Annotated in this window: 21 protein-coding genes; 19 read left to right on the forward strand and 2 right to left on the reverse strand. The window is 64.8% G+C overall.

The features are described from left to right. Positions 1-14 precede the first annotated feature (14 nt). The 5 genes from ruvB (at position 15) to CURSPS6_RS03435 (ending at position 7,331) form a co-directional block, all read left to right on the forward strand. On the forward strand, positions 15-1,070 hold the full coding sequence (gene ruvB / locus CURSPS6_RS03415) for a Holliday junction branch migration DNA helicase RuvB (protein ID WP_035810153.1): 1,056 nt from the start codon (positions 15-17) through the stop codon (positions 1,068-1,070). A gap of 116 nt (positions 1,071-1,186) precedes the next feature. Then, positions 1,187-1,777: a preprotein translocase subunit YajC gene (gene yajC, locus CURSPS6_RS03420; RefSeq protein ID WP_051687586.1), complete on the forward strand. Its 591-nt coding sequence runs from the start codon at positions 1,187-1,189 to the stop codon at positions 1,775-1,777. A gap of 70 nt (positions 1,778-1,847) precedes the next feature. After that, entirely contained in the window at positions 1,848-3,617 is a 1,770-nt protein-coding gene (secD, locus tag CURSPS6_RS03425) for a protein translocase subunit SecD (RefSeq protein WP_051687587.1), read from the forward strand. Continuing rightward, a complete protein-coding gene (gene secF, locus CURSPS6_RS03430) occupies positions 3,610-4,791 on the forward strand; it encodes a protein translocase subunit SecF (RefSeq protein WP_082470016.1) in 1,182 nt (393 codons plus the stop codon). Before secD ends, secF begins: the two co-directional genes overlap by 8 nt. A gap of 311 nt (positions 4,792-5,102) precedes the next feature. Further along, positions 5,103-7,331: a RelA/SpoT family protein gene (locus CURSPS6_RS03435; protein ID WP_035810503.1), complete on the forward strand. Its 2,229-nt coding sequence runs from the start codon at positions 5,103-5,105 to the stop codon at positions 7,329-7,331. Here CURSPS6_RS03435 and CURSPS6_RS03440 read toward each other — a convergent pair. After that, positions 7,294-7,956 carry a hypothetical protein gene (locus tag CURSPS6_RS03440; protein ID WP_030014155.1) on the reverse strand — a complete coding sequence of 221 codons (663 nt, stop codon included), beginning with the start codon at positions 7,954-7,956 and terminating at the stop codon, positions 7,294-7,296. The two genes, CURSPS6_RS03435 and CURSPS6_RS03440, sit on opposite strands and share 38 nt — an antisense overlap. Before the next feature lie 98 nt (positions 7,957-8,054). Then, positions 8,055-9,392 carry a DUF349 domain-containing protein gene (locus tag CURSPS6_RS03445; protein WP_051687588.1) on the reverse strand — a complete coding sequence of 446 codons (1,338 nt, stop codon included), beginning with the start codon at positions 9,390-9,392 and terminating at the stop codon, positions 8,055-8,057. 255 nt (positions 9,393-9,647) lie between these two features. Between CURSPS6_RS03445 and hisS the strand changes: the two genes are divergently transcribed. The 14 genes from hisS (at position 9,648) to CURSPS6_RS03515 (ending at position 24,961) form a co-directional block, all read left to right on the forward strand. After that, the gene (gene hisS / locus CURSPS6_RS03450; RefSeq protein ID WP_030014158.1) at positions 9,648-11,000 is read left to right on the forward strand and encodes a histidine--tRNA ligase; all 1,353 of its coding nucleotides are present in this window, start codon (positions 9,648-9,650) and stop codon (positions 10,998-11,000) included. Between the two features lie 108 nt (positions 11,001-11,108). Next, positions 11,109-12,884 carry an aspartate--tRNA ligase gene (gene aspS, locus CURSPS6_RS03455; RefSeq protein WP_030014160.1) on the forward strand — a complete coding sequence of 592 codons (1,776 nt, stop codon included), beginning with the start codon at positions 11,109-11,111 and terminating at the stop codon, positions 12,882-12,884. An 88-nt stretch (positions 12,885-12,972) separates the two neighbouring features. Further along, complete coding sequence (gene dtd, locus CURSPS6_RS03460) at positions 12,973-13,410, forward strand: D-aminoacyl-tRNA deacylase (RefSeq protein WP_030014161.1); 438 nt, start codon at positions 12,973-12,975, stop codon at positions 13,408-13,410. A gap of 31 nt (positions 13,411-13,441) precedes the next feature. Further along, positions 13,442-14,824 (forward strand): replication-associated recombination protein A, encoded by a 1,383-nt coding sequence (locus CURSPS6_RS03465; protein ID WP_035810155.1) that lies wholly within the window; start codon positions 13,442-13,444, stop codon positions 14,822-14,824. Between the two features lie 351 nt (positions 14,825-15,175). Next, positions 15,176-15,673 (forward strand): hypothetical protein, encoded by a 498-nt coding sequence (locus CURSPS6_RS03470; RefSeq protein ID WP_152978047.1) that lies wholly within the window; start codon positions 15,176-15,178, stop codon positions 15,671-15,673. 279 nt (positions 15,674-15,952) lie between these two features. After that, positions 15,953-16,594, forward strand: coding sequence for a 30S ribosomal protein S4 (gene rpsD, locus CURSPS6_RS03475; RefSeq protein ID WP_035810157.1), 642 nt, complete (start codon positions 15,953-15,955; stop codon positions 16,592-16,594). 148 nt (positions 16,595-16,742) lie between these two features. Then, on the forward strand, positions 16,743-17,165 hold the full coding sequence (locus tag CURSPS6_RS03480) for a DUF948 domain-containing protein (RefSeq protein ID WP_030014166.1): 423 nt from the start codon (positions 16,743-16,745) through the stop codon (positions 17,163-17,165). Next, entirely contained in the window at positions 17,162-17,656 is a 495-nt protein-coding gene (locus CURSPS6_RS03485; RefSeq protein WP_051687589.1) for a hypothetical protein, read from the forward strand. The genes CURSPS6_RS03480 and CURSPS6_RS03485 overlap by 4 nt, the downstream gene beginning before the upstream one ends. A 75-nt stretch (positions 17,657-17,731) precedes the next feature. Then, complete coding sequence (gene alaS, locus CURSPS6_RS03490) at positions 17,732-20,413, forward strand: alanine--tRNA ligase (protein WP_030014169.1); 2,682 nt, start codon at positions 17,732-17,734, stop codon at positions 20,411-20,413. Positions 20,414-20,442: 29 nt separating this feature from the next. Beyond that, the gene (gene ruvX / locus CURSPS6_RS03495; protein ID WP_051687590.1) at positions 20,443-20,964 is read left to right on the forward strand and encodes a Holliday junction resolvase RuvX; all 522 of its coding nucleotides are present in this window, start codon (positions 20,443-20,445) and stop codon (positions 20,962-20,964) included. Next, positions 20,961-22,175 carry an endolytic transglycosylase MltG gene (gene mltG, locus CURSPS6_RS03500; protein WP_030014171.1) on the forward strand — a complete coding sequence of 405 codons (1,215 nt, stop codon included), beginning with the start codon at positions 20,961-20,963 and terminating at the stop codon, positions 22,173-22,175. The genes ruvX and mltG overlap by 4 nt, the downstream gene beginning before the upstream one ends. Continuing rightward, a complete protein-coding gene (locus tag CURSPS6_RS03505) occupies positions 22,166-23,104 on the forward strand; it encodes a shikimate dehydrogenase family protein (protein WP_030014172.1) in 939 nt (312 codons plus the stop codon). The genes mltG and CURSPS6_RS03505 overlap by 10 nt, the downstream gene beginning before the upstream one ends. A 76-nt stretch (positions 23,105-23,180) precedes the next feature. Continuing rightward, a complete protein-coding gene (gene aroC / locus CURSPS6_RS03510; protein WP_030014173.1) occupies positions 23,181-24,401 on the forward strand; it encodes a chorismate synthase in 1,221 nt (406 codons plus the stop codon). Beyond that, on the forward strand, positions 24,398-24,961 hold the full coding sequence (locus CURSPS6_RS03515; RefSeq protein WP_030014174.1) for a shikimate kinase: 564 nt from the start codon (positions 24,398-24,400) through the stop codon (positions 24,959-24,961). Before aroC ends, CURSPS6_RS03515 begins: the two co-directional genes overlap by 4 nt. The last annotated feature ends 42 nt before the right edge of the window (positions 24,962-25,003 follow it).

A 25,003-nucleotide genomic window follows, 5' to 3' on the forward strand; every position in this document is an offset into this window, starting at 1 on the left:
CCGGAGAGGAAAAGATGACTCAGCAATTCCCCGAGAACGACGCCCAACACCTGCCGGGCCAGCAGCGACAGGGGCAAGACCGGCTCGTGGACGCGGAGGTCGAGCCCGAGGACAAAGCGATCGAAGCCGCGTTGCGCCCCAAGGCCCTGGACGATTTCGTGGGGCAGAAGCGGGTCCGTCAGCAACTGTCCCTGGTCCTGGAAGCATCGCGTCTGCGGGGGCGAAGCGCCGACCACGTGTTGCTGTCCGGCCCTCCCGGCCTGGGAAAAACCACCTTGGCGATGATCATCGCCGAGGAAATGGGCGCGCCGCTACGCATCAGCTCGGGGCCGGCGATCCAGCATTCGGGAGATCTCGCGGCGATTCTTTCCTCCCTGACTCCCGGCGAGGTGTTGTTCCTCGACGAGATCCACCGGATGTCGCGACCGGCCGAGGAAATGCTGTACATGGCCATGGAGGATTTCCGCGTGGACATCGTGGTCGGCAAGGGCGCGGGCGCGACCTCGATCCCGTTGGAGCTGCCCAGCTTCACGCTGGTCGGGGCGACGACGCGCGCCGGGCTCCTCCCGGGCCCCCTGCGGGATCGCTTCGGATTCACCGGCCATCTGGAGTTCTATGAGGTCGCCGAGCTGGAACTCGTGCTCCGCCGATCCGCCGGCCTGCTCGACCTGAGTATCACCACGGAAGGGTTCCACGAGATCGCCTCCCGGTCCCGCGGAACACCGCGTATCTCCAATCGCCTGCTCCGGCGCGTTCGCGACTGGGCGCTGGTCAACGAGATCGACCACATCGATGCTAGGGCGGCGTCGGCGGCCTTGGACATGTACGAGGTGGATTCACGCGGCCTCGACAGATTGGACCGCTCGGTGCTGGAGTCCCTGATTCACAAATTCGGCGGGGGACCGGTGGGTCTGTCCACGCTGGCGATCGCGGTGGGAGAAGAGACCGAGACGGTCGAGACCGTCGCCGAACCCTACCTCGTCCGCGAAGGGCTCATGGGGCGCACGCCCCGAGGGCGCGTCGCGCTGCCCGCGGCGTGGGAACACCTCGGTCTCGAGGCGCCGGAGTGAGCGTCCCGAACTAACACGCGGCATTCAGACTCTTCCCCTAGACTGGAAAGGTCTGCCCATCCTGTCCCACAGCGGACCGGAAGACCGGCAGCCCAGCTTCAAGACGTGAGGAACACATGCTACTTTCCACCATCAACTCCACCGGGAGCCTCCAGGCCGCCGAAGGCGGCGGCGGAGGCTCGAACTTCCTGCTTCTGGGACTGATGTTGGTGGTTGTCGTGGTCTTCCTCGTGCTTCCGATGCGCCGTCAAAAGAAGGCGCGGCAACAGATGGCCGAGCGCCAAGAGGCCATGGTCCCCGGAACCCGTGTCATGACGCAGTTCGGTGTCTTCGGCACCATCGTCTCGGTGGACCGCGCCAGCAACCGCGCCGTCATCGAGGTCGCCCCCAAGACCGAGATCACCGTCCACTTGGGCGCCGTGACCACGGTTCTCGACGAGAACGGCCAGATCCCGGGCACCCCGGAAGCAGCCCGCGCCGCCGCCGAACACGGCGTGACCGAACCTGCGGCCGACGCCCAGGAGCGCCCCGCTCAGAACCCCACGGACCCCCGGTACGACGCCGGTTCCACCTCCGCCGAGGGACGCGCGCCGCGCATCAACGGTGAGGTCGTCGACGAGGACGGCCCCACGGGATACCGCCAGGACGGCTCGGAGGGGTTCCGCGATGATCGCGGCGACGACTTCCCCCATGGGTCCTCCCGCTAGAAATCTCATCAACCCAACTCGAGGTGCCCGCTCAGGCGGGCACCTCGAGTCGTGATCCACAGGAATCGTCATGGCTCGGAATACAAGAATGTCGGGTGCGAAAAAGGCCCTGATCCTGCTGACCGCCATCGTGGTGGTCCTCGGCGGGGTCATCGGCCTGTCGGCGGCAAAGCTCGGTGGTGAGTCCACCCCCAAATTGGCTCTCGACCTGTCCGGCGGAACCGAGATGATCCTTTCGCCCAAGGCCACCAACGGCGGCGGGGACATCAGCAAGGACCAGCTCGACCAGGCGGTCGACATCATCCGCCAGCGCGTCGACGGAACGGGCGTCTCCGAGGCCGAGGTCAGCACCCAGTCAGGGCGCAACGTCGTCGTCTCGATGCCGGGTGTCCCCAGCCAAGAGACGCGTGACCTGATCCAGGCCTCGGCCCAGATGTCCTTCCGCTCCGTTTTGGCGCAGAGCGACGGTAAGCCGGTTCCCCAGGAGAGCCGCACCGATTACGCGAAGATGCCCAAGCCCTCGGGCGAGCCCAAGGACGGCTCGGACTCGGCGTGGATCACCCCGGAATTGCAAAAGCAATACGAGCTCAGGGACTGCGCGGCCCATCCGGGCAAGGACGACGAGCTGGACCCCCACAAGGCCGTGGTCGCCTGTTCCGATGACGGCCAGCAGAAATACATGTTGGGGCCCGTCGAGCTGAACGGCTCCGATATCTCCGACGCCAGCTATTCCCAGGTGGACTCCGGTAACGGGGTCAGCACGGGCCAGTGGGGCGTGAATATCTCCTTCAACGATCACGCCAAGAAGGTCTTCAAGACCGTCACCGAGCGCCTCTACGGTTTCTACGGCAAGAATCAAAACGATCCCAAGGCCTCCTTCGCGATCATGCTCGACGGCAGCGTATTGCAGGCACCTCGTTCGCAGGCCGTGATTTCCGATGGCAAGGCCCAAATCACCGGCAACTTCACCGAGGACGATGCCAAGGGCCTGTCCGAACAGCTCAAGTACGGCGCCCTGCCCATCAGCTTCCACATCGAGTCGGAGCAACAGATCTCGGCAACGTTGGGCACCGACCAGCTGAAGATGGGCATCATCGCGGGCATCATCGGCCTGCTACTGGTCTGCATCTATTCCCTCTTCCAATACCGACTCCTCGGTTTCGTGACGATCGCGTCCCTGTTGGTCGCGGGCGTGGTCACCTACGAGGCGATCACGCTCCTGGGCTGGGCCGTGAATTATCGCTTGTCCCTGGCCGGAGTCGCCGGCCTGATCGTGGCCATCGGCCAGACCGCCGACTCGTTCATCGTCTACTTCGAACGCATCAGGGATGGGCTCAGGGACGGGCGAAGCGTTCCATCGGCCATCGACCACGGCTGGCTTCGCGCGCGTCGAACCATCTGGGCCTCGAAGGGCGTCAATCTCCTGGCCGCCGTGGTGCTGTATTTCGTGGCGGTCGGCAACGTGCGTGGCTTCGCCTTCACCCTCGGCCTGACGGCCATCGCGGACCTCATGGTGATCTTCTGGTTTACCCATCCGATGATGGTTCTGCTGTCGCGGACCAGGTTCTTCGGTGAAGGCCACCGGCATTCCGGCCTCGATGCCAAGGCCCTCGGCTACGTGCCGCTGTACCGCGGTGCCGGTCGGCTCAGGGATCCCGAAGACGCCCCGAAGGCCTCGCGGCGGCGTCGAGGCGCCGAAAGCGAAGAAGCGGTTCGCCCGATGACGATCGCCGAACGGCGTCGTGCGGAGGCTCTGAAAGCGCAGGGTGATTCCGTCGACCGGAAGACCACGACCGACGACGCAACCGGCGAGAACCCCGAAGGATCCGATCATGCCTAAGTTCGCACAGCTCGGTAGCAACCTCTATACCGGCAAGACCTCCGTCCCCTTCATCCCGAAGAAGAAGCTCTGGCTGGGCATTTCGGCGGTCTTGGTGGTGATAGCCATCTTGATTCCGGTCTTCACTGGCGGCTTCAAAATGGGCATCGACTTCCGGGGCGGCTCGGAATTCACGGTCTCCGACACGCAAAACACGGATATCGCGGTCGGCGAGAAGGCCGTCTCGCAGAACGCGGGTGCCAAGCAGACCGAGGTCACCAAGATCGCCGCGGGCACGATCCGCGTCCAGACGGAACAGCTCAACGACGACCAAACCTTGTCCGTCAAGAAGGCCCTTCAGGAGGCCTACAAGGTGAGCTCCGACGACGTGACCTCTTCCTACGTGGGGCCGACCTGGGGCCAGGGCGTGACGCGCCAGGCGACCTGGGGCCTCATCGCTTTCGTGGTGCTCGCGACCGTCGGCATGGCGCTGTACTTCAGAACCGTCAAGATGTCCCTGTCCGCGATCGCGGGGCTCCTGTTCACCGTGATCACGACCGCCGGGGTGTACGCCCTCGTGGGGTTCGAGGTGACCCCGTCGGCGATCATCGGTTTCCTGACGATCCTGTCCTATTCGTTGTATGACTCCGTCGTGGTTTTCGACAAGATCCGCGAAAACACCAAGGACTATCAACGCAATACCAGGATGACGTTTGCGGACGAGGTCAACTTGGCGACCAACCAGACCTTGGTTCGGTCCATCAATACCTCGGTCGTCGGGATCCTGCCGGTCGGCTCGATCCTGTTCATCGGGGCCTTCATGCTCGGCGCCGGTACCCTGCAGGATCTCTCCCTCGCGTTGTTCATCGGGATCATCATGGGCACCCTCGGCACCCTCTTCGTGTCAGCGCCGCTGTACGCGACGCTGCGGCAAGGGGAGAAGCCGATCAAGGAACACGCCCGGCGGATCAGGGACGGCCACGAGACCGGGACCGAAGGAACGGATCCGGAGGACCTGCCGGAGGCGTTCGGCCCCGAGAAGGGCCAGGAGCGGGAGGAATCCGGTTCCGGGCGTTCCGGCTCGAGCGCGGCCGGTCGGTCGGGCGCCGAGGCGTCGGCTCGTGGGGACGAGTCGCGGGAGACCGGCTCGAGGCGGTTCGGCCGCCAGGGGCCGGACAGCGGGGCCGTGGTCTGACGAAGACCGGAGCGTCGGCGGCGGTATCGAACGGGCTGAGGTCCCGAAAGGACGATCGCCGTCCCGCACGCCGGGGCGCCGACCCGGTGGTTTCCGTGCCGTGGTCTCACCGCGCGTGCCCTGGGTCTACACTGGGTCCATCACAGGGGTAGGAGTTTACTTTGGCAGGATCCGATCAGCACGACGGGCACGGAACCCACAGAGTCATTTCCGCGTCCACCAGGACACCGGAACGCCGGGCCTTCCCGCGCGCCTCCGCGTCGGCGGACCACGGGGACGGTCACGGTTCGGAGTCGAATCCGAGCGCCGCCGTGAACCGCACCAAACCGGTCTCACCGGTACTTGTCCCTTTGCTGAGGACGGTCAAGGCCAATAATCCGCAAGAGGACTTTTCCGCCATCGAGCGCGCCTTCGCGGTCGCGGATAAATACCACACGGGCCAAAAGCGAAAGAGCGGGGACCCGTACATCACCCACCCGGTCGCGGTGACGACGATTCTGGCCGAGCTGGGGGCCTCGGGTGCGACGCTCATCGCGGGGCTCCTGCACGACACCGTCGAAGACACCGAATACAGCCTGGCGGAGCTCACGGAAGAGTTCGGCCAGGAGGTCGCCGACCTCGTGGACGGCGTCACCAAGCTCGACAAGGTGACCTACGGCGAGCACGCCCAGGCGGAGACCGTCCGCAAGATGGTCATCGCCATGGCCAAGGACATCCGGGTCCTCGTGATCAAGCTCGCGGACCGGCTGCATAACGCCCGAACCTGGCGATTTGTCTCTCCGGAGTCGAGCGCGCGCAAAGCCAAGGAGACCTTGGAGATCTTTGCGCCCCTGGCCCATCGTCTGGGGATCAACACCATCAAGTGGGAGCTCGAGGACCTCTCGTTCGCGGCCCTCGAACCGCGAATCTACGACGAGATCGTGCGCATGGTCGGCGATCGCACGCCCGAGCGAGAGCGGCAACTCCAAGAGATCCGCACCGGGGTCAGGGACGAGCTGGCGAGGTCGAACATCACCTGCGAGGTCACCGGACGACCCAAGCACTATTACTCGATTTATCAGAAGATGATTCTTCGAGACAAAGAATTCGACGAGATCTATGACCTGCTGGCCATCCGGATCCTCGTCGACTCCGTCCGCGATTGCTACGCGGCATTGGGCGCGATCCACGAGGTCTGGAAGCCTCTGCCCGGTCGTTTCAAGGATTACATCGCCGTCCCGAAATTCAATACGTACCAATCCCTGCACACGGCCGTCATCGGTCCCTCGGGCCGTCCGGTCGAGGTGCAGATCCGCACCCATGAGATGCACCAGAAGGCCGAATACGGCATCGCGGCGCACTGGAAGTACAAGGCCGCCGCCAGGGGAGAGGCCCAGGCCAACGGTCGGCGCACCGAAGACTCCGCGGACACGATGAAGTGGCTGCAATCGCTCATGTCCTGGCAGTCCGAGACCAAGGACTCCTCGGAATTCCTCGACTCCCTGCGCTACGAGGTCAATGCGCAGGAAGTCTTCGTCTTCACCCCGGCCGGGGACGTGTTGTCTCTTCCCAGCGGCTCGACCCCGGTGGATTTCGCCTACTCGATCCACACGCAGATCGGCGAGCACACCATCGGCGCCCGGGTCAACGGAAAACTGGTTCCGTTGTCCTCGAAGCTCAACCACGGTGATCGCATCGAGATCCTGACCACCAAGGCCGAGGACGCCGGACCCAGCGAGGACTGGCTGAAATTCGTCGCCAGCCCTCGCGCCCGAACCAAGATTCGGCACTACCTGACCAAGGAACGTCGCGAAGAGGCGATTGAAAAGGGCAAGGATAATCTCACCCGCTCGATGCGTCGGCACAGTCTTCCGCTGCAGCGACTGCTCACGAGCAAGCTGCTCCTGTCGGTCGCCGAGGAGCACCACAAGGACGACGTGGCGGCTCTCTACGAGGCCGTGGGGGAAGGGCAGATCAAAGCCCAGGAGGTGATCGATCGCCTTGTCGACCTGCTGGGTGGACAGGTCGGCACCGAAGAGGACCTCGAAGAGGAAACCTCGATCACGACCCACGCCCGGCCCAAATTCGCGGACTCCGGGGTGATCGTCAAGGGCGCCGACGGCGTCTATACCAAACTCGCCCGTTGCTGCACGCCGGTGCCCCCGGACGACATCATCGGCATCGTCACGCGGGGTCACGGGATCTCGGTGCACCGGTCGGACTGCCCCAACATGCGGCACGCGAAGGACGACCCGCGGCGGATCGACGTTCGGTGGGCCCCGACCAAATCATCGGTATTTCTGGTGGAGATCCAGATCGAGGCGCTCGACAGAAAGTCCCTGCTCTCGGACGTGACCCGGGTCCTGTCCGAGAGCCACGTGAATATCCTCTCGGCCAACGTCCACACGAACGTGTCCCGGTTGGCGATCTCGAGGTTCTCCTTCGAGATGGGGGATCCGCGGTATCTCGACCACGTGCTCAATGCCGTGCGCGGGATCGACGGCGTCTACGACGTCTACCGCATCACCGGTTCGCGGCCGACGCCTCAGCCGTCGGCGTAGCGGCCGAATCCGGGGGAGGCCCGAGCCTCAGGACGCGTTGCACGGCGTGCTGCCGGAATTTCAGTCGCGGTAGCGCGTTCAGGGCAAGGCACACCGTCTGCGGCGGGCACCCGAGGTCGGTCGCCCGCAGCATCGTGGCCAGGGCGGCGTCGCCTCGCGCGCCAGGGTCGTGAACGGCGAGGTCCACGCAGGTTCTCAATGGCGTCGTGACGCGCACGTCGCCGATTCGCAGATCGTCATAGGGCGAGTACCGCATGAATCGGTGGCGAATATAGCGGATCTCGTCGGCACCGAACCGGTGGGCAGAACGACCATTCACGGAGCACTCGACGTAGAACGGCGCGACCGCACAGCCGTAGATCCACGCGGCCGTGAGCCGATGGATGATCGCGACCCGTTGGCTATGAGGCTTGAGATAGTGCGCCACGGCGGCGGCACGCACCTGCGGATTGGGCGGGACCGTCGAATAGACCTCGCGCAGGACGTGGGCCAATAATCCCCGCGCGACCAGCCCGTGTGCCTCGGCCTGGGTGAGGTCCCGACCGGCCAGGATCAACCGACCGGGCCCCTTGAGGGTTTCGGCGAGGTGAGGCGTCGACGCGGTGTCACGGTGAGGAATAGTCATGAGAAGGGCATACCCGAATCTCGATCAAAAAAGCGCGGATCCGGAAGATTGTGGAGAATCTTCCGGATCCGCGCTTCACCGTGAACCGACGGCAGGTGTTAGTCCGTTGCCGAAGAAACCTGGCTCAACCACTGACGACGTGCCTCCAGGGCCTCACGGGCCTGGGCGGCTGCCTTCTGATCACCGGCCGCCTCGGCCTTCTCGAGGTCCGCCTCGAGACCCGCGATGGCTTCCCGGAGCTGGATCTCCATGGACGAGGCCCGGGCCTGGGTCTCCGGGTTGGACCGCTCCCACTCTGCCTGTTCCGCGTCGGCGATGGCCTGCTGGACCTTCTTGAGTTCGTTTTCAACGCGGCGGAGATCCCCTCGGGGAACCATTCCGGCCTGGTCCCATTCGTCAAGAATCGGCGCGAGCCGCGCTTTGGCTTCTTCCGGCTTGGTCACCGGAAGAATCGCCCGGGCACGCTCGAGGAGCGCCTCCTTGACCTTCAGGTTCTCTCGGAACTCCTGCTCGGTTTCCTCGTTCGCGGCGGCACGGGCGTCGAAGAAGACGTCCTGGGCCGCGCGGAAACGCGCCCAGAGGGCATCGTCTTCCTTGCGCGAGGCCCTCGGGGCCTGCTTCCAGCGGTCCATGAGGTCCCGGTACTTACCCGAGGTGGCACCCCAATCCGTCGAGCCTGACAGGGCTTCGGCCTCGGCGATGAGGCCTTCCTTGACCTTTTTGGCCTTCGCGTTGTCCTGATCCAACTGCGAGAAGTACGCCCGTCGATTCTTATCGAAGACGGTGCGCGCCGTGCGGAACCGTTTCCAGAGAGCGTCTTCGACCTGTTTGGGAAGGCGGGTCTGCTTTTGGGCGACCTTCCAGGTGTCGAAGAGGTCCGACATCCTGGCGCTGGAATTCTTCCAGTGGGTTTGTGAGGGGTCCTGGGCGGCGACCTCTTCGGCGGCTTTCACGATGGCCTCTCGCTCGGTCTCGGCGCGGCGCTTGGCCTCTTCGGCCTCGACCTGTTGGGCTTCCGCCCGGTCGGCGATCTTCTCCTCCAACTGGTGGACGCGGCGTTCCAGATCCGCGATGTCCCCGACCATGGTTCGGGCCGCGAGCTGCTCCCGGACGTGGTCCAGGTTCTTGCGGGCGGCATCGGCGTCGGCTCCCTGGGCGATGCGATTCTCCAGGAGGGAGACCTGGGTCTCGACCTCGGTAAACTTTCGCGCAAAGTACGTCAGGGCCTCGTCGGCCGAAGCCTCGGGAAAGGCGCCGACCGGAAGCTGTTCCCCCTGATAGGTCACGTACACATGGCCGTCCTCGGCAACGGTGCCGTGCCGTTTGGCCTCATCTAAGGAACGGGACGCGGCCGGAGGGGCCACGGGCTTGGGCGTGGCAGGGGCGCCGGGGAGCTTGGCCGGCGTGGGCTGGTCGTCGGGCTTCTGATCGGTCACCGCTGAAACTCTTTTCGTGGGAGGGCCTTGGCCCTAGATAATTCGATGTGCGACGGCATCCACTGTCTGACGGACGCTGGGTACCAATATATATGGGACATCGGTCACTGAGCCTCAGGGTTTCGCGAGGAGACGATTGCCGCCCGGCACGGAACCGTGACATCGGTTCGCTCGGCGGGCCGCGCAAGGTTTAGTCTTAAGGGCGAATATGCGCTCGACACAGCAGGTCCAGTGCGGCAAACCGAGGAGAGATTCATGGCCCGAAAAGCGTCCCTGTCAGGCTTTTCCGAATTGCTACCCGAAGAAAGGGTCGTGGAAAACCACGTACTGGACGTTTTGCGCCGGACCTTCGAGCTGCATGGATTTTCCTCGATAGAAACCCGTTCGGTCGAAACCGTGGATCAGCTTCTCCAGAAGGGCGAGATCGACAAAGAGGTCTACGCGGTCTCGCGGTTGCAGGAAGATCCTGGTACCTCCTCCGGGGAAAAGCTCGCGCTACACTTCGACCTCACCGTGCCGTTCGCGCGCTACGTCGTGGAAAACGCCGGATACCTGAATTTCCCGTTCATGAGGTATCAGATTCAAAAGTCGTGGCGGGGAGAACGCCCCCAGGAAGGCCGCGCGCGAGAATTCACGCAGGCGGATATCGACGTGGTCGGGGAGGAGACTCTTCCGTTCCGCTATGACGTCGAGCTTGCCCTGATCGTCGTCGAGGGGCTGTCCCAGCTTCCCATCCCGGATTTCAAGCTGAGGCTCAACAACCGCAAGCTTTCGGAGGGCTTCTACCGGGGCATCGGCCTGAGCGACACCGCCGGCGTTCTGCGGGCCATCGATAAATTGGAAAAGATCGGTCCCGAGGCGGTTGCAACCATCCTGCGCGAGGAGGTCGGGGCCACGGATCGTCAGGCCCAGGCCGCCTTGGAACTCGCGTCGGTCAAGAGCGAGAGCATGGATTTCGTGGACAAGGTCCGGGCCTTCGGCGTCGAAGACGAACTCTTGGAACAAGGTCTGCGGGAGTTGTCCGAGGTCATGGCCGAGGCGTCCAAGAGGGCGCCGGGCACCGTGATCGTCGATCTCTCGATTGCCCGAGGGCTCGACTACTACACCGGGACGGTCTACGAGACGTTCCTGGTCGGCCACGAGAAGCTCGGGTCCATCTGCTCGGGCGGGCGGTACGAGTCGCTCGCCAGCAGCGGCAAGAAGACCTATCCGGGGGTCGGCCTTTCCATTGGAGTGACCCGGCTCGTGGCCAGGATGCTCTCCCAGAACCTGGCCAGCGTGACCCGTAAGGTCCCCTCCGCGGTGCTGATCGCCCTGACCAACGACGAGGCCTGGTCCCAGGCCCAGGACGTCGCGGACCAGCTGCGTCGCCGTGGCGTATCCTGCGAGGTCTCCGCCAGCGCAGCCAAATTCGGCAAACAGATTAAGTACGCCGACCGGCGGGGGATTCCCTTTGTGTGGTTCCTCTCGACCGACGAGGCCGGAGACCTCGTCCACGAGGTCAAGGATATTCGCTCGGGAGAGCAGGTCCCCGCCGATCCCACCTCGTGGATGCCCCCAGAAGAGGACCTCTCCCCGCGCGTCCTCGCACGCGAGGACGCGAACTAACCACCAGCCCAGCGAGTCGCACGCTGTCCGCGGTCAACATCGCGATCGGTAGACTCGGCATCACACATCCCGGCGGACAACCCGCCGACCACGTCGAAAGGACCGTGAGTGTTACGCACCCATACCCTCGGTGAGCTCACCGCCGAGAACATCGGAGAAACCGTCACCCTGGCCGGGTGGGTTGCCCGCCGTCGCGACCACGGCGGCGTCGCCTTCGTCGATCTGCGCGATCGTCAGGGCGTGACCCAGTGCGTATTCCATGATGAGGCGGACTTCGATGCCTTGCGCAACGAGTACGTCCTCCAGGTCACCGGCAAGGTCACGCGCCGTCCCGACGGCAACGATAACCCCAACCTCGTGACGGGCCAGATCGAGGTGGAGGTCCAGGGCGTCGAGGTGCTCAACACGTCCGCTCCGTTGCCCTTCCAGATCGACGAACACGTCGAGGTCGGCGAGGAAGCCCGGTTGCGCCACCGGTATCTTGACCTGCGCCGTCCGGCGCCCGCCGCGGCCATGCGGCTTCGCTCCGACGCCAGCCGAGCCGTGCGCGAGTTGTTGCACGGCGACGAGTTCCTTGAGGTCGAAACCCCCACCATGACGCGGTCCACCCCCGAGGGCGCCCGTGACTTCGTGATTCCCGCGCGCCTGGCCCCGGGATCCTGGTACGCCCTGCCGCAGTCGCCTCAGCTGTTCAAGCAGCTCCTTCAGGTCGGCGGCATCGAGAAGTACTTCCAGATCGCCCGCTGCTATCGGGACGAAGATTTCCGTGCGGATCGCCAGCCCGAGTTCACCCAGCTGGACATCGAAGCCTCCTTCGTGGAGCAGGACGACATCATCGAGCTCGGTGAGCGAGTGGTCGAGACCCTGTGGGGCTTGATCGACGTCCAGGTCCCGCGCCCGATCCGGCGCATGACCTACTGGGAGGCCATGGAGAAGTACGGCTCCGATAAGCCGGATCTCCGTTTTGGCCTCGAGCTGACCGAATTGACCGACTACTTCAAGGACACGACCTTCCGCGTGTTCAAGGCGCCGTACGTCGGTGCCGTGGTGATGCCCGGCGGCGCGTCGCAGCCGCGCCGCACGCTCGACGCGTGGCAGGAATGGGCCAAGCAACGCGGCGCCAAGGGACTCGCCTACGTCTTGGTTCAGGAAGACGGCACCCTGACGGGGCCCGTGGCGAAGAACATCACCGAGGCGGAGCGCGAGGGCATCGCGGCCGAGGTCGGCGCGCAGCCGGGCGACTGCATCTTCTTCGCGGCGGGCGAGGCCAAAACCTCTCGCGCGCTGCTGGGTGCGGCCCGCGTGGAAATCGGGCATCGCACCGGGCTGATCAAGGACGACGAGTGGGCCTTCGTCTGGATCGTTGATGCGCCGATGTTTGAGTCGGCTCAAGACGCCGTCGACTCCGGCGACGTCGCCCTGGGGAACTCGGCGTGGACCGCGGTCCACCACGCCTTCACCTCGCCGAAGCCCGAATTTATGGACACCTTCGACGAGGACCCCGGGTCCGCGCTGGCCTATGCCTACGACATCGTGTGCAACGGCAACGAGATCGGCGGCGGCTCGATCCGTATCCACCGCCGGGACGTGCAGGAGCGAGTCTTTGGCGTCATGGGCATCAGCGAGGAAGAAGCCCAGGAGAAGTTCGGGTTCCTCCTGGAAGCCTTCAAGTACGGCGCGCCGCCTCACGGCGGAATCGCCTTTGGGTGGGATCGCATGATGGCCCTGCTCGCCGGCACCGACTCGATCCGTGAGGTCATCGCCTTCCCCAAGACGGGTAACGGCTACGACCCGCTGACCGCCGCCCCGGCGCCGATCACGGATCAGCAACGCAAGGAGACCGGAGTGGACGCCAAGCCCGAGCCGAAGGGCCCGGAGAAGTAGACTCTCGCGTTTCCGATCCTCGAAACCCCGGCCCCGGCCGGGGTTTCGAGGGTTAAAGAGCCGTGGGCGGGGCCGCTACGATGGACCGATGCGCATCGTTTTACAGAGAGTCCTTCGAGCCAGCGTTACGGTGGACCGAGAGATCGTCGGGCACATCGAGCGGCCCGGATTGCTCGCCCTCGTGGGCGTGACGCATCAGGACGGCGATCCGGAGATTCAGAAGCTCGCCGACAAAACCTGCAACCTGAGAATCCTGGAGGACGAGAAATCCTGCCTGGAGGCCGGCGCGCCCATCCTGGCGGTCAGCCAGTTCACGCTGTACGGCGACGCCAAAAAGGGCCGCAGGCCATCCTGGGCCGGGGCCGCTCCGTCTCAGGTGTCCGAACCGGTATATGACCGCTACGTCGACCGGCTCCGCGAGTTGGGGGCCACGGTCGAAACGGGTCGCTTCGGCGCGGACATGAGTGTCGAATTGGTCAACGACGGTCCGGTGACGCTGATCCTGGACTCCGCGGATTTGTTGTGAGGCTCGGTTCCGGGCCGGATAGGCTGAGCAGGTGACCCAATCTCTCTTCGACGCACCCGACGACGACGGTGCGGACGGTGCCGCCACCGGTCGGCGCGGTCCGGCCAGCCCGCTGGCCGTGCGCATGCGACCGCGCACCGTGGACGAGATCGTCGGGCAGCAGCACGCCCTGAAGCCGGGCTCGCCGTTGCGGGTCTTGGCCGGGGAGGACGCCGGGCCGGCGGGCCCCTCCTCCGTCATCCTTTGGGGCCCGCCCGGCACCGGCAAGACCACCATCGCGCACGTCATCGCGCGCGGTTCCTCCCGAAAATTTGTGGAGCTCTCGGCGGTGACCGCGGGGGTCAAAGACGTCCGCGCGGTCATGGACCAAGCGCTGAACGACCGCGACCTGCGTGGCGTGACCACCGTGCTTTTCCTGGACGAAATCCACCGTTTTACGAAGGCCCAGCAAGATGCCCTCCTGCCGGGCGTCGAGAATCGGTGGGTCGTGCTCGTCGCGGCCACGACGGAAAATCCATCCTTTTCCGTCATCTCCCCGTTGCTCTCGCGGTCGATCCTGGTGACCCTGCACAGCTTGGACGCGGCGGACATCGGTAGCCTGCTGGACCGGGCGGTGACCGACGAACGCGGTCTGCAGGGGAAGGTGACCCTAGGCGAGACCGCCCGCACGCACCTGGTCGAGCTGTGCGGCGGCGATGCGCGGCGCGCCCTGACCGCCCTGGAAGCCGCCGCCGCGGTGGCCTATGGCGAGTCGGACGGCGCCGAGGGTCCCATCGACATCACCGAGAAGCACACCGAGGAGGCGCTGGACCGGGCCGCCCTGCGGTACGACCGGCAGGGCGATCAGCACTACGACATCATCTCGGCCTTCATCAAGTCCATCCGCGGGTCCGATGTCGACGCGGCGCTGCACTACCTGGCCCGGATGATCGAGGCGGGGGAGGACCCTCGTTTCATCGCGCGCCGGATCGTGGTGCACGCGAGCGAAGATGTCGGCATGGCCGATCCCACGGCGCTACAGTCGGCCGTGGCGGCCGCGCACGCGGTTCAGCTCATCGGCATGCCGGAAGCGCGCATCAACCTCGCCCAGGCCGTGATTCACTTGGCCACCGCCCCGAAGTCCAACGCCGTGGTCACCGCGATCGACCAGGCGATCGCGGACGTGCGGGCGGGGAAGGCCGGGGCCGTCCCTGCTCACGTGCGCGATGCCCACTACCCTGGGGCCGCGGAACACGGGCACGGCAAGGGGTACATCTACCCCCACGACGTCGAGAACGCCGTCGCGGCGCAACAGTACGCCCCCGCGGAGCTCGCGCATCGCGAGTACTACCGCCCCACGCAGTACGGGGCAGAACGGGGCTTGCGGCAACGGCTGGGAATTATCCGGCGGATCCTGCGACGCGCCGACGGATGAGCCCCTGGACCGTCGACGTGGATCGGTGTCGAGGAATTCTCGACTGACGAGCCATTTATGGATCACTATCTCGTTCCACACTTCTCACGTGTCCACTTCAAATTTTGAGGAGAAATCGGATACCATGTGTGTGATCGCCGACCATTGGCATTTCATTGTCATGGGTTATCTGTCGGTGGTTACGTAGTGAATTAACGGAGCATTGCTCACGCTCCGTTCTGACTTGGGGGAATAATGGACACTCAGTTTTCTCGACGAACCCTGGCTAAGGGGGCGGCCTGGTCCTTGCCGACCATGGTCGCCGCGGCACCCGTGCGCGCGGCCACGGCCTCGAGCATTTGCCCGCCGGACGTGGATCTCAACGCCGGCGTGTGCGATAGGAGGATCGCCGATGCCTGGGAGGTCATCGGGGGCAAGCGGGTCATGTCCGCCGGCGGCAGATTGCTTCTGGCGTCGACGACCATGAACTTCGGGACGCGGTCGCCATGTTTCAATCGCGGTCTCGTCAACTGGAAGTTGCACAACCGCACGGCGCACCGCGGCTTGCCCACGGCGCAGCTGTTCCTGCGCGACGGCACCGCGTACAGCGGTGTCGCCACCCTGGGATCCGACCAGGGCGGAGGCGCTCGAGTCGGGTTTATTTTCTCGGTGACCATTCAGTGGGAAAATTCAAAATGGTCCGCCAAAAAAGACTGGCAAGGGGCCACCGTTCATCTCCCAATGCTTTTGCATTACACGGCGCCGAATGGATCCTTGAAGAGTTGCCAATTGAAAATGGTTTACGAAATGTCCAGCGGTTTTTCAGGGGTGCTCAAGCCGATGGTTAACCCGCATTTCGAAATCATGTGATGTGCCAGGGGCTATCTGCGGTTCTCGCACCCGCGGTTGTGACGTACGCGAACGGAGTGGCCCCTGGTTGGCGGAGACGGCGTGAGGTAGGATGGATCGTTGGCTGGCAAGCTCCCCAAAACGCACCGAACGGTGATCACCGGGGTAGTTGTAGCAAGGGTTGCGGCTGACCCGAGCTCTCCACCGCGCGAAACGTGCGCGGAATTCTGGAGGCCAGTTACACCAGAACAATGACCGAGGACCTCCGCGGAATTCGGTCAACCGCATGAAAGGTAAATTGTGGCTGCTACCACTAAGAGCAAGCGCGCCCGTAACTTGGTGCGCAAGTCCCGTGCCCTCGGAATCCCGCTGACTCCGAAGGCCGAGAAGTACTTCGAGCGTCGTCCGTACGGCCCCGGCCAGCACGGCCGTGCCCGCAAGAAGGCCGACTCGGACTACGCCGTCCGTCTGCGCGAGAAGCAGCGTCTGCGGGCCCAGTACAACATTCGCGAGGCTCAGATGCGTCGCGCCTACGCCGAGGCCAAGCGCGTCGAGGGGCAGACCGGTGAAAAGCTGGTCGAGCTGCTCGAGTCGCGTCTGGACGCCCTGGTGCTTCGTTCGGGCTTCGCTCGCACGATCTCCCAGGCCCGTCAGATGGTCGTTCACCGCCACATCATGGTGGATGGCGTCCGCGTCGACCGTCCGTCCTTCCAGGTGAAGCCCGGTCAGCTCATTCACGTTCACCCGCGTTCGGAAAAGATGGACCCGTTCCAGGTTGCCGCCACTGGCGCCAACCAGGACGTCCTGCCGGACACTCCGGGGTACTTGAATGTCGAGATCGACAAGCTCCACGCCAAGCTGGAGCGCGCCCCCAAGCGCAGCGAAATCCCCGTGACCTGCGAGGAACAGCTCGTGGTCGAGTACTACGCCCGCATGGCGTAACTCTTTCGGCCTCGATGTGATGGCCCGGGCATGAGCCCGGGCCATCACGTACTTAACGGTGGTGATGCCGTAAACTGTCACACGTTCCGGTGATGCGTTATGTGTCTGTCGCCGGCCACAGAGGACAACAAAGGAGACGGGTGCATATATGACGGGCGGAGCAATTGCCGGCCTGATCGCCGCAGGGGTGTTCGCCATCTTGGTGGCCCTGCTCGCGGTGCCCATCATCAAACTGGGCAAGGTCTTCGACGAGGTGCGCATCGCGGTGCGTCAGATCAACGAGGGCACCGGCCCCCTGATCGACGAGGTCACCCGCACCGTGACCACCACTAATTCCCAGCTCGCCAAGGTCGAAGGGATCACCGATAACGTCTCGGACGCCTCCGCCAACGTTTCCGCGCTCTCGAGCCTGGTCGCATCGACGGTGGGCCAGCCTCTGATCAAGATGGCCGCCTTTTCCTACGGCGTCCGCAAGGCCTTCCGCTCGGAAGATGCCCCCGGCGACCGCAACGACGACGCCGGTCGGGGCACCCCGGGTGACACCACGGGCTCGGCAGGGGGCGATCGATGAGTTTCTGGTCCAAAGCAGGACTCCTGGTAGCCGGTGCCGCCGCGGGCTATCTGGCCTCGAAACGCGGGGGCGACGTCATCCACGCCGCCCAGGAACTAGTCGTGAGGGATCCGATGCAGGTCGACAAGCGTGAGAACGGTCGCGGATCGGTCGAGAAGTTCTTCTCTTCCACGGCCATGGCGCCGGTGCGTCGAGGCGCCCTCCGCGCGGTCAAGTTTGCCGCAACCGTCAAACAGGGCATGACCGAGCGTGAAGAACAGCTCAATCGTCAGTACGCCCGGCAGAAGACCGATATCCGCCCCGGATCGCTCGACACGTGGGATCACGAGGACGCCTCGGTCCCACCGCGGCCCTCGCACAACGCGGTCTCGGCCTCCGATCAAACCCAGCCCGAGGTCATCGACGGGCGAGCGTCGGCGCGGTCTCAGCGCGACGCGGATCTTCCCCCGGAATTCTTCACGGGGCAGGACGCGCACCGCCCGCAGGAGTAGCCCCGGCCACTCGCCGGACCTCAGCACATTTTTGTCGTCACGAAAGACACCCAGGACGAAGGACATATAGCCGAAATGCTCTCTCAGGAAATCAAGAAGCGTTGGATCGAATTCTTTGCCGAACGTGGGCACACCGTGGTCCCGTCCGCATCCCTGGTCTCCAACGAACCCGGCGCGATGTTCACGATCGCGGGCATGGTGCCGTTCATCCCGTACTTCCTCGGCCGTGAGACGGCTCCCTATAACCGCGCGACCTCGGTGCAGAAGTGCATTCGTACGCTGGATATCGACGAGGTCGGAAAGACGGCGCGCCACGGCACGTTCTTCCAAATGGCCGGCAACTTCTCTTTCGGTGATTACTTCAAGGACCAGGCGATTCCTTTCGCCTACACGCTGTTGACCACGCCCCAGTCCGAGGGTGGATTTGGACTGGACCCCGAGCGCCTGTGGGTCACGGTCTACGAGGGCGATCAGGAAGCCTTCGACATCTGGACGAGGGAGGTGGGCTTCCCCGAGGAACGTGTTCAGCGCATGAACATGAAGGAGAACTACTGGTCCACCGGCCAGCCCGGTCCCGCCGGCCCGGATTCCGAAATCTTCTACGACCGTGGCCCCGCCTACGGCCGCGATGGTGGCCCCGCCGCCGACGAGGACCGCTACATCGAGATCTGGAACCTCGTGTTCATGCAGTTCCAGCGTGGCGAGGGCATCGGCAAGGACGACTTCGAGATCCTCGGCGAGCTGCCTAAGAAGAACATCGATACCGGCCTGGGGCTGGAGCGTCTGGCCATGCTGTTGCAGGGCGTCGAAAACTTCTACGAGACGGATCAGGTTCGCCCCGTGCTCGACGCCGCGGCAGAGCTGTCCGGCAAAAAGTACTTCGGCTCGGAATCCTCGGCGGATGAGGGCTACGAGGACGACGTGCGCCTGCGCGTGGTCGCCGACCACATCCGCTCGTCGTTGATGCTCATCGCCGACGGCGTGAGCCCGTCCAATGAGGGACGCGGCTATATTCTGCGTCGTCTTCTGCGCCGCGCCATCCGGGCCATGCGTCTGCTGGGAGTCACCGAGCCCTGCCTGCCGGTCCTTCTGCCGGTGTCCAAGGACGCGATGCAGGGGGCCTACCCGGAAGTCGGCACCGACTTCGACCGCATCTCTCGGATCGCCTACGCCGAAGAGCGAGCATTCCTTCACACGATTGAGTCGGGGACGACCCGGCTCAACGAGGCTGTCACTCACGCCAAGTCCTCCGGCGCTTCCGTCACGGGCGAAGAGGCTTTCGCCCTGCACGACACGTACGGATTCCCCATCGACCTGACCCTCGAGATGGCCTCCGAGGCCGGGGTCGCGGTCGACGAGCAAGCCTTCCGCTCGCTGATGGAAGAACAGCGTCACCGCGCCCAGGCCGACGCCAAGGCCAAGAAGGGGTCCCACACCGACCTCAGCGCATTCCGAGAGCTCGTGGACGAACGCGGCTCGGTCTTTACCGGTTACACGCAGCTGCGCGGGGAGAGCCCGATCCGGGCAATCCTTCAGAACGGCGTTTCCGTTCCGGCCGCTTCGCAGGGGGAGACCGTGGAGATTGTCCTGGACGAGACTCCGTTCTACGCGGAGGCCGGCGGACAGGCCGCGGACACGGGCATGATCACCGGAAACGGCTTCTCGATCCGGATTCACGACGTTCAGCAGCCCGTCAGGGGCCTCAGCGTCCACAAGGGTGAGGTGACCGAAGGCCAGGTTGTGGCGGGCGCGGACGCCGTGGCCCAGGTCGACGTCCAGCGCCGCAAGGATGCCGAGAAGGCGCACTCCGGCACGCACATCGTGCACGCCGCGTTGCGACGCGTGCTGGGTCCAGAGGCCGTTCAGCGCGGTTCCTTCAACAAGGAGGGCTACCTGCGGTTCGACTTCGCCTGGACCGATGCGCTCTCCGACGGCGCGCGGGAAGAGGTCGAGGGTCTGTCCAATACGGCGATCCGCGATAACTACGAGGTCGTGACCCGCGAGATGCCGCTGGACGAGGCCAAGGCCATGGGCGCCATCGGGCTCTTCGGCGAGAAGTACGGCGACGTCGTGCGTGTGGTCGAGATGAACGGCGACTTCTCCCGCGAGCTGTGCGGCGGCACCCACGTGTCCAGTTCGGCCGAGATCGGTTCGTTGTCCCTGCTGTCGGAGCAGTCGGTCGGCTCGGGTAACCGACGCGTCGAGGCCCTGGTGGGGTTGGACTCCTTCAACCACCTGGCCGCGGAGCGAACCCTGGTTCAGCAACTCACGGACCTGCTCAAGGTCCAGAATTCGGCGGACCTGCCCGAAAAGGTGTCCTCGACCCTGGGGCGCCTCAAGCAGGCGGAGAAGGAACTGGAGAAGCTCCGCAAGGAGAAGCTCCAGGCCGAGGCCGGGCGCCTCGTCGAGAAGGCGGAGCTGTTGGGTGGCGTCCGGGTTCTTGCCCACGATGCCGGCCAGCTCGCCGGAGACGATGTCCGGAACCTGGCCACGGACCTGCGGCATCGCCTCGGTGAAGAGGCCGCGACCGTGATCGTCTCCGGGGTCAACAACGAGCGCCCCGTGGTCGTCGTCGCGACCAACCAGGCCGCCCGTGACCTGGGCGTCAAGGCCGGTGTCCTCGTGCGCACCGCCGCCGGTGTTCTCGGCGGCGGCGGTGGCGGCAAGGACGACCTCGCGCAGGGCGGCGGCCAGGACGCCTCGAAGATCGGCGAGGCCTTCGAGGCCGTCAAGCACCACATCGCCGCGAGCAAGTAGTCCGTATCGTGTTCACGAGGGGTGTACGAATGGGGGTCGACGTGGGCAATGCCCGCGTCGGCCTGGCCCTCAGCGACCCCGATGGGATCTTGGCCACACCGTTGAAGACCCTGAAGAGAAACGTGAACACCAATTCCGATCGGCGCGTCCTGCGCAAGTTGATCGACGTTCACGAGGTGACCGAGGTATTTGTCGGCCACCCGCGCACCATGCGCGGAGGTTCGAGCCCTTCCACCCGGATGGCGGAGGAATACGCGGAAGGCCTCGTCGCCGAGCTTGCCGACGAGGGCAGGCCCGAAATTCCGGTGTGGTTGGTCGACGAGCGTCTCACGACGGTCTCGGCGCAACGGTCCCTGCACGAGGCCGGCGTCTCGTCGCGAGACTTCAAAACCATGGTTGACCAGATGGCCGCGGTCAATATTCTTCAGCAGTCGCTCGACGCGCTGAAAGCGGATCGGTCTGTCGCGGGATATTGTATTAACCCGGAGCCACGCGGCGTCGAGTGCGAGCCGTTACCCGATGACACCGAACAGAATGGAGCACCTTCGTGAGCGAGGATTCTTCACGAACGAACCGTGGCGAGTCTTCGGGTGATGACAACGAGTCCTTCCACGGGCTTTTCTCCCCGACAGACGCCGAAAAGCGCGCCGGAATCCAAGGCCTGCGGATCGAGCAGGAAAACCTGACTCCCGCGCAGGCTCGCCGGCGTGAGGCGCGGCGTCGTCAAGCGTTGGTCTCCGCGACCATCATCTTCGTGATTGGCCTCGTGACCACGCTCGCGATCGTGGGCCCGCGCATGGGCCTGTTCGAGGCCAAGGATTACCACGGCGACGGCAACGGTAAGAGCGTGAGCGTCGAGGTCGGGCAGGGCGACACCAACGCCACGATCGGCCAGCAGCTCGAGCAGAAGGGCGTCATCGCCAATTCGCAGAAGTTCGTCTCGACGATGGAAGAAAAGGCCAACGGCAAGTACATTCAGCCGGGCACCTTCGAGCTCCAGGAGCACATGAGCTCCGAATCGGCCATGAAATCGTTGACGGGATCGGGCAGCGCCAAGCACTACGTGGCGATCAACCAGAATCTTCGGAAGGATGAGGCCTTCGATGCCCTGTCCAAGGGGACCGGCATCAGCGTCGACAAATTCAAGGCCCTGGACCAGGACCCCGGACAATTCGGCATACCGAGCAAGTTCACCTCTCTGGAAGGTTTCCTGCATCCGGGCGAATACCGTTTCAAATCCGACGCGTCGGCCAAGGACGTCATCCAGGAGATGGTCGACAAGACCAAGAAGGACCTCAAGGATGCCGGCGTCAGCGGTGACGACGACATCTTCCACACGGTCACGGTCGCCTCGATCCTCGAGTTCGAGGCCACGCCCCAGGACTACAAGTCGGTCGCCGGTGCCATCGACAACCGCGTCGATAACCCCGACGGAGAAACCCAAGGGTTCCTGCAGTCTGATGCCACCGTCGCGTATGGGCTGGGCAAGAAGACCTACCAGATCACCGACGAACAGAAGCAGGACGCGTCGAACGGGTACAACACCTTTGCGAATAAGGGGTTGCCGGTGGGACCGATCGGTTCGCCCGCGGCCGACGCCATCAAGGCGGCCGCGAAGCCCGAGCACAACGACTACTACTACTGGGTCACCGTGAATCTGGATACCGGCGAAACCAAATTCGCCAAGACCTACGAAGAGCATCAGAAAAACGTGGCCCAATACGATCAGTGGTGCTCGGAGCACGAGGGCAAATGCTCCTAATCGACCCTCCCGCGGGGCCCTGGGCCGCGGTGCTTGGTCATCCGGTGGGGCACAGCCTCTCGCCGGTCATGCATCGCGCGGCGTATCGCGTCCTGCACGAAGACATCGCCTACACCTCCGCGGACATCCAGGAAGCGGAATTCCGCGAGGCGGTTGGCCCAGCGCTGACCGATCCCGGCTGGTCCGGATTCTCCGTGACCATGCCGCTGAAGTCGGTGGCTCGTGGTGCCGCCGACCGGCTGACGGACTTCGCGTCCCTGGTCGGTGTGATCAATACCCTCGCGCCTCTGGGTCCCGGCGATCGGCGCGAGGTCGTGGGGCACAACACCGATGTCTCGGGAATCGTCAACGCGCTGTCCTTCGCGCATCCGGACATGCCGGCTTCTCCCCGTGCGGCGATCATCGGCGGGGGAGGGACGGCCACGGCCGCGGCGGCGGCCCTCCATATCCTCGGAGCGTCGGAGGTGACCGCTTTTGTCCGCGACCCCGAGCGAGCGGGCCGGGTGGTCCAGATTGCCGAACGGCTCGGTACCCGCCTCGAGCTGTCGCCCCTGAACGAGTCCCCGACTCGCATGGGTGAATTCGACGTCGTGGTCTCGACGCTGCCGGCCCATGCCTTCGACGACCAGGCCGAACGCATCGACGGCGACCTGAGTGGCCTCGCGCTCTTGGACGTCTCCTACGAGCCGTGGCCGTCAGAGCTCGCGGTATCTCTGGGACGACACGGGGCGGTTGCGGTCTCGGGACGTGAAATGTTGTTGTATCAGGCGATCGACCAGATCAAAATGTTCACGGGACGTGATCTGTCGGAGGATCTGCCTCGTCAAGACGAGGTGCTGACCGCGATGTCCGAGGCCATCGGACTACCACCCCGGACGTCTCCTCCCCGAAAGATCTACGATGGCCGGGACCTTCGGCCTCGGGGCTGAGCCCACTCGTACGCGCGAGACGACCCACCCGAGGTGGGACGTACTCGCAATTCAGACTAAAGATTGAGGTAACACCGTGACATTGCGTTGGCTGACTGCCGGGGAGTCCCACGGCGAGGCACTGGTCGGAATCATCGAGGGCGTGCCGGCCGGCGTCGAGCTGGAGTCGGCGGATATTCGCGACGCTTTGGCTCGACGCCGGCTCGGTTACGGCCGGGGCGCCCGCATGAAGTTCGAAGAGGACCGCGTCCGGATTCTCGGCGGCGTCCGCCACGGCCTGACCCAGGGCGGCCCGGTATCCATCGAAATTGCCAATTCCGAATGGCCGAAATGGACCGACGTCATGGCCTCGGATCCCGTGGATCCTTCGGTGCTCGAAGGCCGTGCCCGCAATGAGCCCTTGACCCGTCCGCGGCCGGGGCACGCAGACTTTACCGGAATGCAGAAATTCGGCTTTTCGGAGTCCCGGCCCGTCTTGGAGCGGGCCAGCGCGCGCGAAACCGCCACGCGGGTTGCCCTGGGCGTCGTGGCCGCCAAGATTCTCAAGGCCCTGGGGGCTCAGCTCGTGAGCCACACGACCGCGATCGGTTCGGCCGCCGCGCCCACGAACGCGCCGCGGCCCTTGCCCCGCAACGTCGACGCCCTCGATGCGGATCCGTTGCGGTGCTTCGACCCGGAGACCTCGGCGGCCATGGTGCGCGAGGTCGACGAGGCCCATAAGGACGGCGAAACCCTCGGCGGCGTCGTCGAGGTCCTCGCCTACGGACTCGTCCCGGGGCTCGGATCGTACGTTCACTGGGACCGTCGTCTCGATTCGCGTCTGGCCGGGGCCCTGATGGGTATCCAGGCCATTAAGGGCGTCGAGGTCGGAGACGGATTCCTGACCGCCGCCCGGCGCGGCACCGAGGCCCATGACGAGATTTCCTTGGACGAGGACGGCCGCGTATTCCGGGAGACCAACCGCGCCGGAGGCATCGAAGGCGGCATGAGCATCGGGGATACCCTCCGGGTGCGGGCCGGGATGAAACCCATCGCGACGGTGCCCCGCGCGTTGAAGACCGTGGACACCTCGACCGGGGAGGTCACCACGGCGCATCACCAGCGGTCCGACGTGTGCGCGGTGCCAGCCGCGGGCGTCGTCGCCGAAGCCATGGTGGCGCTGGTCCTCGCCGATGCGTACCTCGAAAAATTCGGTGGCGACTCGATCCACGAGACCCGACGCAACGTGACGTCCTACCTGGAGAACATCCCGGAGGAGCTGGGGTGGACGTCCAACTCGCAGGGCTGGGATCAATGAGCAAGCACACCGGCGGCGCGATCGTGCTGATCGGGCCCATGGCCGCGGGAAAGTCTTGGCTTGGACGCGGGTTGTCCACCACGCACGGCTATACCTTCGTGGACGCCGACGAGTACATCGTCGCCCGGCACGGGGAAATCCCCACCATCTTCGCCGAACACGGCGAGGCCTATTTCCGTGACCTCGAGGTCGCCTCCATCGAGGCCATCCTCAGCGATCCCGAGCATGCCGGATCGGTGGTCTCTCTGGGCGGGGGAGCACCCATGTCCGCTCGGGTGCGCGAACTCATCTCGGACCACACCGTGATCTACCTTCGGGTGGACGCCGAGACGGTGCGCCCGCGTATCGTGGGAAATTCGACCCGACCGTTGCTCCAACCCGATCCCGTCTCCCGGTGGAATCAGATGTTTGAGCAACGCCGGAGCACATATGAGGCCCTCGCCGACGTCGTCGTCGACGCGAGCGGCCCTCGGGATGTCGCGGAACTCGTCGGAGAAATCCACGACGCCATCCAACACTCGACACAGAACTCGGGGTCGGCGGCCGCGGAGGCCGGCTGACCCGCAGGACGTTGCCGTGGGGCGACGCCGACAGGAGGAATA

Origin of the sequence: Curtobacterium sp. S6, assembly GCF_000710345.2 — a bacterium.
Lineage (GTDB): Bacteria > Actinomycetota > Actinomycetes > Actinomycetales > Micrococcaceae > Rothia.

Excerpts from the sequence above, each read along its gene's own strand:
- ruvB (WP_035810153.1), top strand. The coding sequence starts at position 15 with ATGACTCAGCAATTCCCCGAGAACGACGCCCAACACCTGCCGGGCCAG.
- yajC (WP_051687586.1), top strand. The coding sequence starts at position 1,187 with ATGCTACTTTCCACCATCAACTCCACCGGGAGCCTCCAGGCCGCCGAA.
- secD (WP_051687587.1), top strand. The coding sequence starts at position 1,848 with ATGGCTCGGAATACAAGAATGTCGGGTGCGAAAAAGGCCCTGATCCTG.
- secF (WP_082470016.1), top strand. The coding sequence starts at position 3,610 with ATGCCTAAGTTCGCACAGCTCGGTAGCAACCTCTATACCGGCAAGACC.
- CURSPS6_RS03440 (WP_030014155.1), bottom strand. The coding sequence starts at position 7,956 with ATGACTATTCCTCACCGTGACACCGCGTCGACGCCTCACCTCGCCGAA.
- hisS (WP_030014158.1), top strand. The coding sequence starts at position 9,648 with ATGGCCCGAAAAGCGTCCCTGTCAGGCTTTTCCGAATTGCTACCCGAA.
- dtd (WP_030014161.1), top strand. The coding sequence starts at position 12,973 with ATGCGCATCGTTTTACAGAGAGTCCTTCGAGCCAGCGTTACGGTGGAC.
- CURSPS6_RS03480 (WP_030014166.1), top strand. The coding sequence starts at position 16,743 with ATGACGGGCGGAGCAATTGCCGGCCTGATCGCCGCAGGGGTGTTCGCC.
- CURSPS6_RS03485 (WP_051687589.1), top strand. The coding sequence starts at position 17,162 with ATGAGTTTCTGGTCCAAAGCAGGACTCCTGGTAGCCGGTGCCGCCGCG.
- alaS (WP_030014169.1), top strand. The coding sequence starts at position 17,732 with ATGCTCTCTCAGGAAATCAAGAAGCGTTGGATCGAATTCTTTGCCGAA.
- ruvX (WP_051687590.1), top strand. The coding sequence starts at position 20,443 with ATGGGGGTCGACGTGGGCAATGCCCGCGTCGGCCTGGCCCTCAGCGAC.
- CURSPS6_RS03505 (WP_030014172.1), top strand. The coding sequence starts at position 22,166 with ATGCTCCTAATCGACCCTCCCGCGGGGCCCTGGGCCGCGGTGCTTGGT.
- CURSPS6_RS03515 (WP_030014174.1), top strand. The coding sequence starts at position 24,398 with ATGAGCAAGCACACCGGCGGCGCGATCGTGCTGATCGGGCCCATGGCC.